This window comes from Nocardioides campestrisoli, assembly GCF_013624435.2.
GTDB classification, from domain to species: Bacteria; Actinomycetota; Actinomycetes; order Propionibacteriales; family Nocardioidaceae; genus Nocardioides; species Nocardioides campestrisoli.
On sequence record NZ_CP061768.1, the window covers coordinates 2,769,678 to 2,783,327 of the forward strand.

14 protein-coding genes and 1 tRNA gene are annotated in these 13,650 nt (G+C 71.4%); 7 read left to right on the forward strand and 8 right to left on the reverse strand.

The annotated features are described in order from the left end of the window. Positions 1 to 20: 20 nt before the first annotated feature. Positions 21 to 93, forward strand: a tRNA-Arg gene (locus H8838_RS13000). Between the two features lie 58 nt (positions 94 to 151). Here H8838_RS13000 and H8838_RS13005 read toward each other — a convergent pair. Then, entirely contained in the window at positions 152 to 1,063 is a 912-nt protein-coding gene (locus tag H8838_RS13005; protein WP_185995813.1) for an LCP family protein, read from the reverse strand. Continuing rightward, positions 1,060 to 1,710 (reverse strand): hypothetical protein, encoded by a 651-nt coding sequence (locus H8838_RS13010; protein ID WP_181312856.1) that lies wholly within the window; start codon positions 1,708 to 1,710, stop codon positions 1,060 to 1,062. The genes H8838_RS13005 and H8838_RS13010 overlap by 4 nt, the downstream gene beginning before the upstream one ends. A gap of 194 nt (positions 1,711 to 1,904) precedes the next feature. Here H8838_RS13010 and H8838_RS13015 point away from each other — a divergent pair, with 194 nt between their 5' ends. From H8838_RS13015 to H8838_RS13025, 3 genes are read left to right on the forward strand one after another with little or no spacing between them, the layout of a single operon-like run. Further along, positions 1,905 to 5,702: a multifunctional oxoglutarate decarboxylase/oxoglutarate dehydrogenase thiamine pyrophosphate-binding subunit/dihydrolipoyllysine-residue succinyltransferase subunit gene (locus tag H8838_RS13015; RefSeq protein ID WP_181312857.1), complete on the forward strand. Its 3,798-nt coding sequence runs from the start codon at positions 1,905 to 1,907 to the stop codon at positions 5,700 to 5,702. 6 nt (positions 5,703 to 5,708) lie between these two features. Beyond that, positions 5,709 to 5,888, forward strand: a complete 180-nt coding sequence (locus tag H8838_RS13020) for a DUF6104 family protein (protein WP_181312858.1) — start codon at positions 5,709 to 5,711, stop codon at positions 5,886 to 5,888. A 16-nt stretch (positions 5,889 to 5,904) separates the two neighbouring features. After that, positions 5,905 to 6,507, forward strand: coding sequence for a hypothetical protein (locus tag H8838_RS13025; protein ID WP_185995812.1), 603 nt, complete (start codon positions 5,905 to 5,907; stop codon positions 6,505 to 6,507). On the opposite strand, the gene gdhA is transcribed toward H8838_RS13025, so the two are convergent. The 5 genes from gdhA to H8838_RS13050 form a co-directional block, all read right to left on the reverse strand. Continuing rightward, a complete protein-coding gene (gene gdhA, locus H8838_RS13030; protein WP_185995811.1) occupies positions 6,504 to 7,853 on the reverse strand; it encodes an NADP-specific glutamate dehydrogenase in 1,350 nt (449 codons plus the stop codon). The genes H8838_RS13025 and gdhA overlap by 4 nt on opposite strands. 47 nt (positions 7,854 to 7,900) lie before the next feature. Further along, positions 7,901 to 8,611, reverse strand: a complete 711-nt coding sequence (locus H8838_RS13035) for an SDR family oxidoreductase (RefSeq protein ID WP_219924492.1) — start codon at positions 8,609 to 8,611, stop codon at positions 7,901 to 7,903. Then, positions 8,608 to 9,585, reverse strand: a complete 978-nt coding sequence (locus H8838_RS13040) for a zinc-binding dehydrogenase (protein WP_185995810.1) — start codon at positions 9,583 to 9,585, stop codon at positions 8,608 to 8,610. Before H8838_RS13040 ends, H8838_RS13035 begins: the two co-directional genes overlap by 4 nt. Positions 9,586 to 9,658: 73 nt before the next feature. Then, positions 9,659 to 10,846 carry an NAD(P)-dependent malic enzyme gene (locus tag H8838_RS13045; RefSeq protein ID WP_181312862.1) on the reverse strand — a complete coding sequence of 396 codons (1,188 nt, stop codon included), beginning with the start codon at positions 10,844 to 10,846 and terminating at the stop codon, positions 9,659 to 9,661. A gap of 71 nt (positions 10,847 to 10,917) precedes the next feature. Continuing rightward, entirely contained in the window at positions 10,918 to 11,283 is a 366-nt protein-coding gene (locus tag H8838_RS13050; RefSeq protein ID WP_224766119.1) for a S24 family peptidase, read from the reverse strand. A 66-nt stretch (positions 11,284 to 11,349) separates the two neighbouring features. Between H8838_RS13050 and sodN the strand changes: the two genes are divergently transcribed. From sodN to H8838_RS13065, 3 genes are all read left to right on the forward strand, one after another. Continuing rightward, entirely contained in the window at positions 11,350 to 11,751 is a 402-nt protein-coding gene (sodN, locus tag H8838_RS13055) for a superoxide dismutase, Ni (RefSeq protein ID WP_181312863.1), read from the forward strand. Positions 11,752 to 11,862: 111 nt separating this feature from the next. Then, the gene (locus H8838_RS13060) at positions 11,863 to 12,267 is read left to right on the forward strand and encodes an ATP-binding protein (RefSeq protein ID WP_181312864.1); all 405 of its coding nucleotides are present in this window, start codon (positions 11,863 to 11,865) and stop codon (positions 12,265 to 12,267) included. 13 nt (positions 12,268 to 12,280) lie between these two features. After that, positions 12,281 to 13,069 carry an RNA polymerase sigma factor SigF gene (locus H8838_RS13065; RefSeq protein WP_224766120.1) on the forward strand — a complete coding sequence of 263 codons (789 nt, stop codon included), beginning with the start codon at positions 12,281 to 12,283 and terminating at the stop codon, positions 13,067 to 13,069. Positions 13,070 to 13,076: 7 nt separating this feature from the next. Here H8838_RS13065 and H8838_RS13070 read toward each other — a convergent pair whose 3' ends face one another. Continuing rightward, on the reverse strand, positions 13,077 to 13,475 hold the full coding sequence (locus H8838_RS13070; RefSeq protein ID WP_185995808.1) for a hypothetical protein: 399 nt from the start codon (positions 13,473 to 13,475) through the stop codon (positions 13,077 to 13,079). Positions 13,476 to 13,650 lie beyond the last annotated feature (175 nt).

Consider the following 13,650-nt stretch of genomic DNA (forward strand, 5'->3'; position numbering starts at 1 on the left):
TCGCAACGTAGTGATGCGCTGCCTCCGTAGCTCAGGGGATAGAGCACTGGTTTCCGGTACCAGGTGCCGCAGGTTCGAATCCTGCCGGAGGCACGATCAGGCCAGAGGCCCCGACCATCGGTCGGGGCCGCTGCCGTTGTCCGGGCGGGTCTCAGCAGCGCGCGAGGGTGGCATCCCGCCCCGCCTGCCTCCCCCAGCGCCGGGCCGCCGCCACGTCCGGGAAGACCACGCTCGCGGCGCCGGCCGTGCCGAGCCGGCCCGGGACCACGCAGGTGGTGATCTTCCGGCCGTCGACCTGAGCCACCGCCTGGGCGATCCGGAAGAGCTCCACCGGACCCGCGTCGGTCGCGGTGTGCTGCAGCACCGTCATCACCCCGCGCTCCAGGAACCCGGGCCGGTCCTTGGAGGCGACGATCTTGGCGTGGATGCCGCGCAGGGTCCGCTGCTGGTTGGCCGAGCGACCGAAGTCGCCGTCCACCAGCCCCTTGCGGATCCGGCTGAAGGCCATCGCGTCGTAGCCGCCCAGTCGGATCCGGCCGCGGGCGAAGCCCTCCTTCTTCAGGTTCGGGTCGGCGAAGCGGCGCGGGTTGACCACGGTGATGCCGCCGATGTCGTCGACCATGTCCTCGAAGAACGGGAACCGGGTGACCATCACGTAGTCGGCCTCCACCCCGCTGAGGTTGCGCATGGCCGCGGCCATCAGCTGCGGGCCGCCGTAGACGAGGCCGGCGTTGATCCGGTTCCGGCCGTAGCCGGGCAGGTCGACCCAGGCGTCCCGGGGGACGCCGATGGCGGTGGCCGCCCCCGTCCTGGAGTTGATCCCGACCAGCTGGATCGCGTCGGCCCGGGTCCGGGTCATCACCTGTCCCGGCCGGGCGTCCGAGCCCAGGGCCAGGATCCAGACCACGTCGGGGCTCAGGTCCACCCCCTGGGCCCGCTTCACCTTCACCAGGGCCACCTCCGTGGGCGCGACCGTGGAGTCGGGCACCACCAGGCCCACCACCGCCAGGACGCCGGCCAGCAGCGCGAGCCGCAGGGCACGGACCCACCGCCGCGCGCTCATCGCCGGCCCCGGGTCAGGTCGTAGCCGAAGACCTTCCACTCCTGGCGCCCGCCCGCGCGCACCGGGGTGAGGAAGAGCCGGCCGCGCACCGACACCTTCGTCTCCACCTCGCCGGAGGTGTGCAGGTCCAGGGTGATCCGGGCGGTCACCCCGGCCGCCCGGCCGCCGGGTGCCAGGACGACGTACCGGACGGCACGCCTGGTGACCTCGACCCCGTCGATCCGCTCGGAGAGACCGGCCAGGCTGGTCAGCCCGCGCTCCTGCCGGGCCGACCGGGCCGCGCCTGGGGTGAAGCCCGCCCACGCCCCGGTCACCTCCCGGGGGAAGGTGCCGGCGACGAACCCCTCGTCCAGCCACTGGTCGACCACCGGGGTGACCCGACGCAGCAGCCGCTCGCGACCCTTCCGGGGCAGCCGCCCGACCACCTGGCCGAGCAGGTGCTTGCTGGGGACGACCTCCTCCTGCGCCTCGGTGGCGGTGTCGCCGGTCGGCGAGGGCGACGGGTCGGCCGCGGGCTCGTCGTCGCCCGAGCAGGCGCCCAGGACCAGGGCGAGCGGGAGGACGAGGGCGACCGCGCGCAGGCCCGCGCGCGACCGGGTGCGAGCCCGGGTGCGGCGGGGGGCGCGAGTGAGAACGGGACGTGGCACGGGACGGTGTCCTTCAGGTCTGGCAGGTCTGGCAGGTCGGCACGGCGGGGTCTGCGGCGGCTCCGTCATGAGCATCACTGGGGACACCCTGCCCCAATGACCACCCTTGCCACTGCATTTGTGAGGGCGGGGGTCTAGCCTTGTCGGGACTCATCCCGTTACCGCGCGCTTACCCGGAAGAGGCGAACCAAGCCGTGCCGCAGTCCCCACGCTCTGACCAGTCCTCCAACTCCTCCGCGGACGCCGATTTCGGCGCCAACGAGTGGCTGGTCCAAGAGATGTACGAGCAGTACCAGAAGGACCCGGCCAGTGTCGGCCCTGCCTGGTCCGACTACTTCAAGGATCACGCGGCGGTGAGCGGCCAGTCCTCGGCGGCGCAGACCCCCGCGGCCAAGCCGGCGGCACAGCAGGCGGTGAAGCAGGAGTCCGCCCCGGCCAAGCAGGCCGCCCCCGCCCAGCAGTCCGCGCCGGCCAAGCCCGCACCCACCGGCAACGGGTCCGCCGCCCCGACCCCGAAGGCGACGCCCCGGCCCGCCGCGGCGGCCGCCGAGCCGGCCACGGGCAAGGACAAGCCGGTCGCCAAGGACGCGCGTCCGCCCGCGCCGGCCCAGGCCAGCGACGAGCCCACCTACACGGTGCTGCGCGGCGCCCCGGCGCGGACCGCCCAGAACATGGACGCCTCCCTCACCGTGCCCACCGCGACCTCGGTCCGCTCGGTGCCGGTCAAGCTCCTGTGGGACAACCGCACCGTCATCAACAACCACCTGGCCAGGGCGCGCGGCGGCAAGGTCTCCTTCACCCACCTCATCGGCTACGCCATGGTGCAGGCGGTCAAGGCGATGCCGGAGATGAACGTCGGCTTCGACGTGGTCGACGGCAAGCCGAACCTCATCACCCCGGCGCACATCAACCTCGGCCTGGCCATCGACGTCCCCAAGAAGGACGGCAGCCGCCAGCTCCTGGTGCCCTCGATCAAGGCCGCCGAGTCGATGGACTTCGCGGGCTTCTGGACCGCCTACGAGGAGATCGTTCGCAAGGCTCGCGACGGCAAGCTCGGCGTCACCGACTTCCAGGGCACCACGATCTCGCTGACCAACCCCGGCGGCATCGGCACCAGCCACTCCGTCCCGCGGCTGATGAAGGGCCAGGGCGCCATCATCGGCGTCGGCGCGATGGAGTACCCGCCGGAGTGGCAGGGCGCCTCGGCCGAGGCGATCGCGCGCAACGCGATCAGCAAGGTGATGACCCTGACCTCCACCTACGACCACCGGGTGATCCAGGGTGCGCAGTCGGGTGAGTTCCTCAAGCGCCTGCACTCCCTGCTGCTGGGCGGCGACGGGTTCTACGACGAGATCTTCCGCTCGCTGCGCATCCCGTACGAGCCGATCCGCTGGTCCTCCGACATCGCCACCTCGCACGACGAGGACATCAGCAAGCAGGCCCGGATCCTCGAGCTGATCCACGCCTACCGGGTGCGCGGCCACATGATGGCCGACACCGACCCGCTGGAGTACCGGCAGCGCTCGCACCCCGACCTCGAGATCGAGTCGCACGGGCTGACCCTGTGGGACCTCGACCGCGAGTTCGCCACCGGCTCGTTCGGTGGCGAGGGCCGCCGGTTCATGAAGCTGCGCGACATCCTCGGCATCCTGCGCGACTCCTACTGCCGCACCATCGGCATCGAGTACATGCACATCATGGATCCCGAGCAGCGCCGGTGGATCCAGCAGCGCGTGGAGCAGCCGCACACCAAGACCCCGCGCGAGGAGCAGCTGCGCATCCTGCTCAAGCTCAACCAGGCGGAGGCCTTCGAGACCTTCCTGCAGACCAAGTTCGTCGGGCAGAAGCGCTTCTCCCTCGAGGGCGGCGAGACCACCATCCCGCTGATCGACGAGATCTGCGAGGCGGCCGCCGAGGCCTCGCTGGACGAGGTCACCATCGGCATGGCCCACCGCGGCCGGCTCAACGTGCTGGCCAACATCGTCGGCAAGAGCTACTCCCAGATCTTCCGTGAGTTCGAGGGCAACATCGACCCCCGGACGGTCCAGGGCTCCGGCGACGTCAAGTACCACCTCGGCGCCGAGGGCGAGTTCGTCTCCGGGCGCGGCGACACCATCAAGGTCTCCGTGGCGGCCAACCCCTCGCACCTCGAGGCCGTCGACCCGGTCCTGGAGGGCATCGCCCGGGCCAAGCAGGACGTGCTGGACCGCGGCGCCGAGTACCCGGTGCTGCCCCTGCTGGTGCACGGCGACGCCGCGTTCGCCGGCCAGGGTGTGGTCGCCGAGACGCTCAACCTCTCGCAGCTGCGCGGCTACCGCACCGGCGGCACCGTGCACGTCGTGGTCAACAACCAGGTCGGGTTCACCACCTCGCCCGGCGCATCGCGCTCGTCGCTCTACGCCACGGACGTCGCCCGGATGGTGCAGGCCCCGATCTTCCACGTCAACGGCGACGACCCCGAGGCGTGCATCCGGGTGGCCCGGCTCGCCTTCGAGTACCGCCAGGCCTTCCACAAGGACGTCGTCATCGACCTCGTCTGCTACCGCCGGCGCGGGCACAACGAGGGCGACGACCCGTCGTACACCCAGCCGCTGATGTACGACCTGATCGAGCAGAAGCGCTCGGTGCGCAAGCTCTACACCGAGTCGCTGATCGGCCGGGGCGACATCACCCTGGAGGAGGCCGAGCAGGTCCTGCGCGACTACCAGCAGCAGCTGGAGCGGGTCTTCACCGAGGTCCGGGAGGCGAGCTCCACCCCCTCGGAGTGGACGACCGTCCCCGACTACCCGGAGAAGTCGGCCGGGGCACGGACCACGGCGATCTCCCCCGACGTGCTCAAGCGGATCTCGGACGCCTACATCACCCCGCCGGAGGGCTTCACCGTCCACCCGAAGGTGATGCCGCAGCTCCAGCGGCGCGCGGCCGCGATCACCGACGGCCCGATCGACTGGGGCACCGGTGAGATCCTCGCCTTCGGCTCCCTGCTGATGGACGGCCGTCCGGTCCGCCTCGCCGGCCAGGACTCGCGGCGCGGCACCTTCGTGCAGCGGTTCGCCACGATCATCGACCGCAAGAACGCCGACGAGTGGACCCCGCTGACCAACCTCAGCGAGGACCAGGCGAAGTTCTACGTCTACGACTCGCTGCTCTCCGAGTACGCCGCCCTCGGCTTCGAGTACGGCTACTCCGTGGCGCGTCCCGACACGCTGGTGCTGTGGGAGGCCCAGTTCGGCGACTTCGTCAACGGCGCCCAGACCGTGATCGACGAGTTCATCAGCGCCGGTGAGACCAAGTGGCGCCAGCAGTCCGGCGTCGTGCTGCTGCTGCCGCACGGCTACGAGGGCCAGGGCCCGGACCACTCCTCGGCCCGGATCGAGCGCTTCCTCACCATGTGCGCCGAGGACGCGATGGTGGTGGCCCAGCCCTCCACCCCCGCTTCGCACTTCCACCTGCTGCGCACCCACTCGCTGGGTGAGGAGCACCGTCCGCTGATCGTCTTCACCCCGAAGTCGATGCTCAAGCGCAAGGAGGCCGCCTCCCAGCCGAGCGACTTCACCGAGGGCACCTTCCGGCCGTTCATCGGGGACGACGAGGCCGACCCGGCCGCCGTCGAGACCCTGCTGCTCTGCTCGGGCCGGGTGACCTGGGACCTGGTCGTGGAGCGGCGCAAGCGCGAGGACGGGGCGAAGTTCGCGATCGGCCGGGTCGAGCAGCTCTACCCGCGCCCGGTCGAGGACATCAAGGCGGAGATCGCCAAGTACCCCAACCTCAAGAAGGTGCGCTGGGTCCAGGACGAGCCCCGCAACATGGGCCCGTGGCCGCACTACGCGCTCAACGTGTGGCCGGAGCTGGACGTCGACGTGGAGCCGGTCACCCGGGAAGCCTCCGCCTCGCCGTCGGTGGGCACGCTCAAGCGGCACACCGAGGAGCAGAAGAACCTGATCGGTCACGCGTTCGCGCCGGCCACCGACCAGGTCGCGTCCGACTACTGAGCCGCGATGTACTTCACCGACCGCGGGATCGAGGAGCTGGAGCGGCGCCGGGGTGACGAGGAGGTCACCCTGGCGTGGGTCGCGGACCGCCTGCAGCAGTTCGTCGACGTGCATCCGGAGTTCGAGACCGCGGTGGAGCGGTTCGCCACCTGGCTGGCACGCGAGGACGACCCCGACGACGACTGAGGGGAGTCGACCGCCGATGGCCTTTCCGTCACCCCCGTGGCAGCTGTACGGCGACCTGTGGGGCTCGCTCTTCCGGGCACAGCCCCCGGGTGGGCCCCACGGGCTCTACGCCGTCGCCCTCGTGGCGTACCGGCCCGGCGGCACCCTGAGCTACTCCGAGCTCGTGGTGGCCCGCCGGGCCGACGACCGCGGCGCCCTGGCGTCGGGCTGGGGCCTGGCCCTGACGGTCCGTGACCTCCTCGTCGACTCCGCGGAGTCGCGCGAGGGCGGTCGTGGCCTGTGGGGGCTGCCCAAGGAGCTGGGCACCTTCACCCGCTCCCCCGGTGGTCTCGGCCCGGTCCACCGGACCGCCTGGCGCGTCGAGGAGAAGCGGGGCCCGGTGCTGGCTGCGGAGTTCCTGGACGCCTCGGCGCTGGCGCCCCGCGTGCCGCTGCGGGGCAGCACCCGGCAACCGACCGGGACGTCCCGGGTCCGGGTGGCGACCATCCGCGGCTCGGCGCGGACGAGCCCCTGCCTGGCCAGCTGGTCGTTCGAGCCGGAAGGACGCCTGGGGTGGCTGGCGGGCCGTTCCCCGATGGTCTCCTTCCGGCTGCGCGACTTCTCGGTCGCCTTCGCCTAGATGACGCCCATCGCCAGCATCGCGTCCGCCACCTGGCAGAACCCGGAGATGTTGGCCCCGGCGACGTAGTCCCCGGGCACGCCGTACTCTTCGGCGGTGGTCAGGCAGCGCTCGTGGATGCCGGCCATGATGTCGGCGAGCCGCTCCTCGGTGTACTCGAAGGACCAGCGGTCCCGGGAGGCGTTCTGCTGCATCTCCAGGGCACTGGTCGCGACCCCGCCGGCGTTGGCCGCCTTGCCCGGGGCGAAGAGCACGCCGGCCGAGCGGAGCAGGTCGACCGCACCGGGCGTGGTGGGCATGTTGGCACCCTCCCCGACCACCTGCACGCCGTTCCCGGCCAGCGCGCGGGCGCCGTCGACGTCGAGCTCGTTCTGCGTCGCGCACGGGAGGGCGATGTCGCAGGGCACGTCCCAGATGGACCCGTCCTCGATGTAGCGCGCCGTGGAGCCCCGCTCCTCGGCGTACTCCTTGATCCGGCCGCGGCGGACCTCCTTGACCTCGCGCAGCAGCTCGAAGTCGATGCCGCTCTCCTCCACCACGTAGCCGCCGGAGTCAGAGACCGCGACCACGGTGCCGCCGAGCTGGTAGGCCTTCTGCACCGCGTAGATGGCCACGTTGCCGGAGCCGGAGACGACGACCCGCTTGCCGTCGAACGCCGAGCCCCGCGCGCGCAGCATCTGGTCGACGAAGAAGACCGTGCCGTAGCCCGTGGCCTCGGTCCGGGCCAGCGATCCGCCCCAGGTGACTCCCTTGCCGGTGAGCACGCCGGACTCGTAGCGGTTGGTGATCCGCTTGTACTGGCCGAACAGGTAGCCGATCTCCCGCCCGCCGACGCCGGTGTCACCGGCGGGGACGTCGGTGTACTCCCCCAGGTGCCGGTAGAGCTCGGTCATGAAGGACTGGCAGAACCGCATGATCTCCCGGTCGGAGCGGCCCTTGGGGTCGAAGTCGGAGCCGCCCTTCCCGCCGCCGATCGGCATGCCGGTGAGGGCGTTCTTGAAGATCTGCTCGAACCCGAGGAACTTCACGATGCCCAGGTAGACGCTCGGGTGGAAGCGCAGCCCACCCTTGTACGGGCCGAGGGCGGAGTTGAACTCCACCCGGAAGCCCCGGTTGATCCGCACGACGCCCTGGTCGTCGACCCACGGCACCCGGAAGATGATCTGCCGCTCGGGCTCGCAGATCCGCTCGATGATCGAGGCCTCCACGTACTCCGGGCGTCTGCGCACCACCGGGGTCAGGCTCTCGAGGACTTCGTGCACGGCCTGGTGGAACTCCATCTCCCCGGGGTTGCGGTGCAGGACCTCGGCGTAGACCGGCTGGAGGGAGGGGTGCAGGGAGATCATGGGGAGGGTCCTTGGTTCGGGGGGAGGGGGATCGTCTGGGCGGCCGGCTAGGCCGTCGTGGGTGAGGGCGCGGTCCGCACGGTCAGGTCCGTGACGGTCGCGTCGGCGGGCAGGTCGAGCACGTGGCAGAGGGAGGCCGCCACCGACTCGGGTCGCAGGAACGCGGAGGCGTCGTAGGGGCGACCCTCCTGGTCGTGCACGAGCTCCTGCATGGGGGTCGCGGTCCGGCTGGGGTAGACGGTGCTCACGCGCACGCCGTGCTCGGCCTCCTCGGCACGCAGGGCCTCCGCGAACGAGCCCAGGCCGGCCTTGGCCGCGGCGTACGCCGACCAGCGGGGGTTGCCCGAGCGCACCGCGGTGGAGCTGACCAGCACCACGGTGCCGCGGGTCGCGCGCAGGGCGGGGAGCAGCGCCCGGGTGAGCATCACCGGGGCGGTGAGGTTGACCTGGAGCTGCTCTGCCCAGGCCCGGTCGTCGAGCTCGGAGACCCGCGCGAGCTCGACCACGCCGGCGCAGTGCACCACCGAGTCCAGCGGGCCGAGCCCGGCAAGCTCGGGGCCGGCGGCGGTCACCGCCGCCGGGTCGGCGAGGTCGACGACGAGGCAGGTCGAGCCGGGCAGCTCCGCGCCGAGCTCGGCGGCGCGCTCCGGGCTACGGGCCAGCAGGACGAGGCGGTCTCCGCGTGCGTGCAGCCGCTGCGCCAGCGCGCGACCGATCCCCGAGCCGCCCCCGGTGAGCAGGTGGGTGCGCACGGTCATCGAGTCAGGACGACCTTGCCGAACAGGTCACCGCGCGACATCGCCTCGAACGCGTCGCGGGCCTTCTCCATGGGCACGGTGCGGTCGACCAGCGGCTTGGTCCCGGTGGCGTCGAGCAGCGAGAGCAGGGAGGCGAGCTCCGCCCGCGTCCCCATCGTCGAGCCGATCACCTGGAGCTGCAGGAAGAAGATCCGGGTCAGCTCGGCGTCGTCGAGCTGCGGGCCACTGGTGGTCCCGCTGATGACGATCTTGCCGCCGGGACGCAGCGCGCGGATCGAGTGCGACCAGGTCGCCCGGCCGACCGTCTCCATCACCGCGTCCACCTTGCCCGGGAGCCGGGCACCGGACTCGAAGACCTCGTGGGCGCCGATCTCCAGCGCCCGGGCGCGCTTGGTCTCCTCGCGCGAGGTGGCCAGCACCCGCAGGCCCGCGGCCCGGGCCAGGATGATCAGGGCGGTGGCGACCCCGCCACCGGCACCCTGGACCAGCACGGAGTCGCCGGCCTTGAGGTCGCCGCGGGTGAAGAGCATTCGGTAGGCGGTCAGCCAGGCGGTGGGCAGGCAGGCGGCCTCCTCGAAGGAGAGCGACGCGGGCTTGGGCACCACGTTGCGGCGCGGCACGGCCACCTTCTCGGCGAAGGTCCCCTGGTAGCGCTCCGAGAGCAGCGAACGGCGCGGGTCCAGGGTCTCGTCCCCGGCCCACGAGGGATCGCTGATCACCGCGTGCACGACGACCTCGTTGCCGTCCTCGTCGATGCCCGCGGCGTCGCAGCCGAGGATCATCGGCAGCGCCTCCTGGCGCAGCCCCACACCCTGCAGCGACCAGAGGTCGTGGTGGTTCAGCGACGCGGCGCGCACGGTGACCGTCGTCCAGCCCTCCGGCACCTCCGGGTCGGGGCGTTCCCCCAGCACCAGGCCGGCGAGGGGGTCCGCGGCGTCGCGGGGGGCGAAGGACTCGGCGTAGACGGCGAACATGCTTCGAGATTACCCGTGGCCTTCGTCACCCGTTCCGCGACCCACGCCACGCGGGCGTCCCGCCGCCCGGCCGTCAGCGCCGGGCGACCCCGTCACGACGTGCGGCCGCGGAGACGGCCGCGCACACCGCCGGCCCGACCCGGGGGTCGAAGGGCGAGGGGATGATCAGGTCCGGCGCCAGCTCGTCGCCGACCAGGGCGGCGAGCGCCTCGGCCGCGGCGAGCTTCATGCCCTCGGTGATCGCCGTGGCGTGGACGTCGAACGCTCCCCGGAAGATGCCGGGGAAGGCCAGCACGTTGTTGATCTGGTTCGGGAAGTCGGACCTGCCCGTGGCGACCACCTTCGCGTGCCGGTGCGCCACCTCGGGGTGGACCTCCGGGTGCGGGTTGGCCAGGCCGAAGATGATCGCGTCGTCGGCCATCGTCGCCACGACCTCCTCGGGCACCGTGCCGCCGGAGACGCCGATGTAGACGTCGGCCCCCTGCATGACCTCGGCGAGCGTGCCCGTGCGCCCGAAGCGGTCCGCGGTGTCGCGGGCCAGGGCGGCCTTGACCGGGGTGAGGTCGGCGCGCTCGGAGTTGAGCACGCCCTGGCGGTCGACGATCGCGAGGTCCTCGATGCCGGCCTCGAGCAGGATGCGAGCCACCGCGACGCCGGCCGCGCCGGCGCCGGAGATGACCACCCGGGTCCCCTGGGCGGAGCGTCCGGTGAGCTTCAGCGCGTTCTTCAGGGCGGCCAGGGCCACCACCGCGGTCCCGTGCTGGTCGTCGTGGAAGACCGGGATGTCGAGCAGCTCCTTGAGCCGGTCCTCGATCTCGAAGCAGCGCGGGGCGGAGATGTCCTCCAGGTTGATCCCGCCGAAGCTGGGGGCCAGCCGGGCGACGGTCTCGATGATCTCCTCGACGTCGGTGGTCGCCAGGCAGATCGGGACCGCGTCGACCCCGCCGAACTGCTTGAACAGCACGGCCTTGCCCTCCATCACCGGCATCGCCGCGGCGGGGCCGATGTCTCCCAGCCCGAGGACGGCGGTGCCGTCGGTGACGACCGCGACGGTGTTCGGGACCCAGGTGTAGTGCTGCGTCATCGCCGGGTCCTCGGCGATCGCCTCGCACACCCGGGCGACGCCCGGGGTGTAGGCCAGGGAGAGGGCCTCGGGGCCGTCGAGCTCGACCGTGGAGACGGTCTCGAGCTTGCCGCCTACGTGGAGGTCGAACACCGGATCGCCGAGGAACGGGTGGGCTGGATCGGGTGTGGCAACCATGATGAAGATTCTTTCACGTGCCACTCCGACCTCGACGCAGGTGTCCACCCGGGTCCGTCACACCGCCTGTCTCAGCGGCCACGCCCCCACCGCGGGCGCGGCCACAGCCGGGCCAGGACCACGCCGTGCACCGCCTCGTCACCCACCGGCCCACGGTGCCGGGAGTCCACGCCGACGGTGGGGTCCTCGCTCAGCAGCCACCAGCCCGGTCGGCCGTCGCGCAACGGCCGCCGGGAGACGGCGCGCTTCACCGCGAGCGTCCCGTCCGGCAGGGTGGCCACCACCAGGTCCCCGGGCCGGACACGCGCCCCGTACCGGACCAGGATCCGGTCCCCGGGCGCGAGCACCGGGAGCATCGAGGCACCGCTGACCCGCGCCAGCCCGATCGCATGACCCCGCCGAGACCGGGTACCGCCCTCCTGAGCCCTGCTGTCCACGCCGAGTAGTGTCGCAGTCCGACATCCGCCGTTGCACGTCAGTTGCACGACCGAGAGGAACGTTTGATGTTCTCCCGCTTCATCGCCCCCACCGTCGAGGTCTCCGCCCACTGCGACCTGCCCTGCGGCGTCTACGACCCCGCGCAGGCCCGCATCGAGGCCGAGTCCATCAAGGCGATCATCGCCAAGGTCGCGGACAACGACGACCCCGACTTCCGCACCCGCGCCATCCTGATCAAGGAGCAGCGCAGCGAGCTGGTCAAGCACCACCTGTGGGTGCTGTGGACCGACTACTTCAAGCCCCCGCACTTCGAGAAGTACCCGCAGCTGCACACCCTGGTCAACGAGGCGACCAAGCTGGCCGGCGCCTCCGGCACCAAGGGCGAGCTGGACGCCGCCAAGGCGGACGAGCTGCTGGCCAAGATCGACGAGATCGCCGCCATCTTCTGGGAGACCAAGAAGGCCTGACCTCGGCGTCCACCCCAGGGGGGCGGGTTCCACCTCGGTGGCCCGCCCCACTAGGGTTCGCCTCGTTCGACAGAGCAAGGACGGTTGACATCACGATGAGCGGCATCAGCGATGAGTGAGATCACCATGGCGCGCAAGGCCGAGGTCGAGCTCAGGATCCCGGCGGACGGCGCCTACGCCTCCGTCGTGCGCACCACGACCGCCGGACTCGCCGCACGGCTGGACTTCACCCTCGACGACATCGAGGACCTGCGGATCGCCATCGGCGAGGCCAGCGCCATGATGCTGCCCGAGGCCGATCCCGGGTCCGACCTGACCTGCCGCTTCTTCCTCGAGCCGCACTCGATGACGATCGAGATCTCGGTGCAGTGCTCGGACCCGCCCGAGGTCGACCCCGACTCCTTCGCCTGGCAGGTCCTCAGCTCCCTGGCCGGGGACATCGCGGTCTCGACCGAGGACGACCGGTTCACCGTCCGGGTGAGCGTGGCCTCGAGCGTGAGCGAGGCCGACACCTGAGATGGTCCTGGAGATGGGGGACTCCACTGAAGCGTCGCTCTCCGCGCTCGACCTGACCCGTCGTCGCAGCGCTGAGCTCTTCGACGCACTGCGTGGCGCCGAGCCGCAGTCGTCGACCGCCGCCTGGGCGCGCGACGAGCTGGTGCATCTCCATCTCCCCCTGGTCGAGCACTGCGCCCGACGGTTCCGCAACCGCGGCGAGCCGTTCGAGGACCTCGTCCAGGTCGGCACCATCGGCCTGATCAAGGCCGTGGACCGCTTCGACCGCGACCGCGGGGTCGAGTTCTCCACCTACGCGACGCCCACCATCATCGGCGAGGTGAAGCGGCACTTCCGCGACAAGGGCTGGGCGATCCGGGTCCCGCGCAGGCTCCAGGAGCTGCGGATGCAGATCGCCACCACCACCGGCGAGCTGGTGCAGACCCTGGGCCGCTCCCCCACCCCCCGCGAGCTGGCCGAGTCGATCGGCTGCACGGTCGAGGAGATCGTGGAGGGGATCGAGTCCGCGAACGCCTACTCCACGCTGTCCCTGGACGCCGGCGAGGGCGACGACGAGGGGCCCTCGATCCTGGACGCCCTGGGCGTCGACGACGACAACCTGGAGAACGTGGAGATCCGGGAGTCGATCAAGCCGCTGCTGGAGAGCCTCGGCGAGCGGGAGAAGAAAATCCTGCTGCTCCGGTTCTTCAAGAACATGACCCAGTCGCAGATCGCCGCGGAGATCGGCGTCTCGCAGATGCACGTCTCCCGCCTGCTCACCCGGACCCTCGACCAGCTGCGCAGCTCGCTGGAGAGCGACTGAGCCAGGCTCAGGCGTGCTGGTGCTCCTCCTCCAGGGCACGCAGGCTGGCGGGGACGAAGATCCCCACGAGGACCAGCGCCGCCACGACCGCCAGGGCGACCGAGAGGCGAGGCGTCCCGCCGAACCAGCTCCAGGCCACGCCGAGCTGGATGAGCTGGGCGAGCACGACCGGGCTCCGCCCCCAGGTCTCGCGTTGCCAGACGCCGTAGGCGCACCACAGCAGGCCGACGCCGTACCCGACGAAGAAGGCGGTGGTGGTCAGCCCCATCGCCAGGCGCCCCAGGTCGAGCGAGAAGAGCTCCACGACCGCCAGACCCAGCATCACCACACCCTCGAGGCCGGTCAGGACCAGCGCCATGACCAGCGGGACGGGGAGGGTCGGGGAGGTCGAAGCGGGGCTCTTCACAGGCTCGAGTCTAGTCCGGGGCCTCCAGGCAAGAGGGAACGGCTGTGATGGATGTGACTACTTCGGGGGGTTGTGCGGCGAGCCATCTCTTGCGAGGCTTGTTGTCGCGCTCGTCACGGCGTCTCTTGCCGCGCCGCAGTTCGAGTCCCCCCTACTGTGCGACCAGATGTCTCGG

Coding starts and splice junctions, on each gene's coding strand:
- H8838_RS13005 (WP_185995813.1), bottom strand. CDS start 1,063: ATGAGCGCGCGGCGGTGGGTCCGTGCCCTGCGGCTCGCGCTGCTGGCC.
- H8838_RS13065 (WP_224766120.1), top strand. CDS start 12,281: ATGGGGGACTCCACTGAAGCGTCGCTCTCCGCGCTCGACCTGACCCGT.
- sodN (WP_181312863.1), top strand. CDS start 11,350: ATGTTCTCCCGCTTCATCGCCCCCACCGTCGAGGTCTCCGCCCACTGC.
- H8838_RS13045 (WP_181312862.1), bottom strand. CDS start 10,846: ATGGTTGCCACACCCGATCCAGCCCACCCGTTCCTCGGCGATCCGGTG.
- H8838_RS13020 (WP_181312858.1), top strand. CDS start 5,709: ATGTACTTCACCGACCGCGGGATCGAGGAGCTGGAGCGGCGCCGGGGT.
- gdhA (WP_185995811.1), bottom strand. CDS start 7,853: ATGATCTCCCTGCACCCCTCCCTCCAGCCGGTCTACGCCGAGGTCCTG.
- H8838_RS13035 (WP_219924492.1), bottom strand. CDS start 8,611: ATGACCGTGCGCACCCACCTGCTCACCGGGGGCGGCTCGGGGATCGGT.
- H8838_RS13025 (WP_185995812.1), top strand. CDS start 5,905: ATGGCCTTTCCGTCACCCCCGTGGCAGCTGTACGGCGACCTGTGGGGC.
- H8838_RS13040 (WP_185995810.1), bottom strand. CDS start 9,585: ATGTTCGCCGTCTACGCCGAGTCCTTCGCCCCCCGCGACGCCGCGGAC.
- H8838_RS13060 (WP_181312864.1), top strand. CDS start 11,863: ATGAGTGAGATCACCATGGCGCGCAAGGCCGAGGTCGAGCTCAGGATC.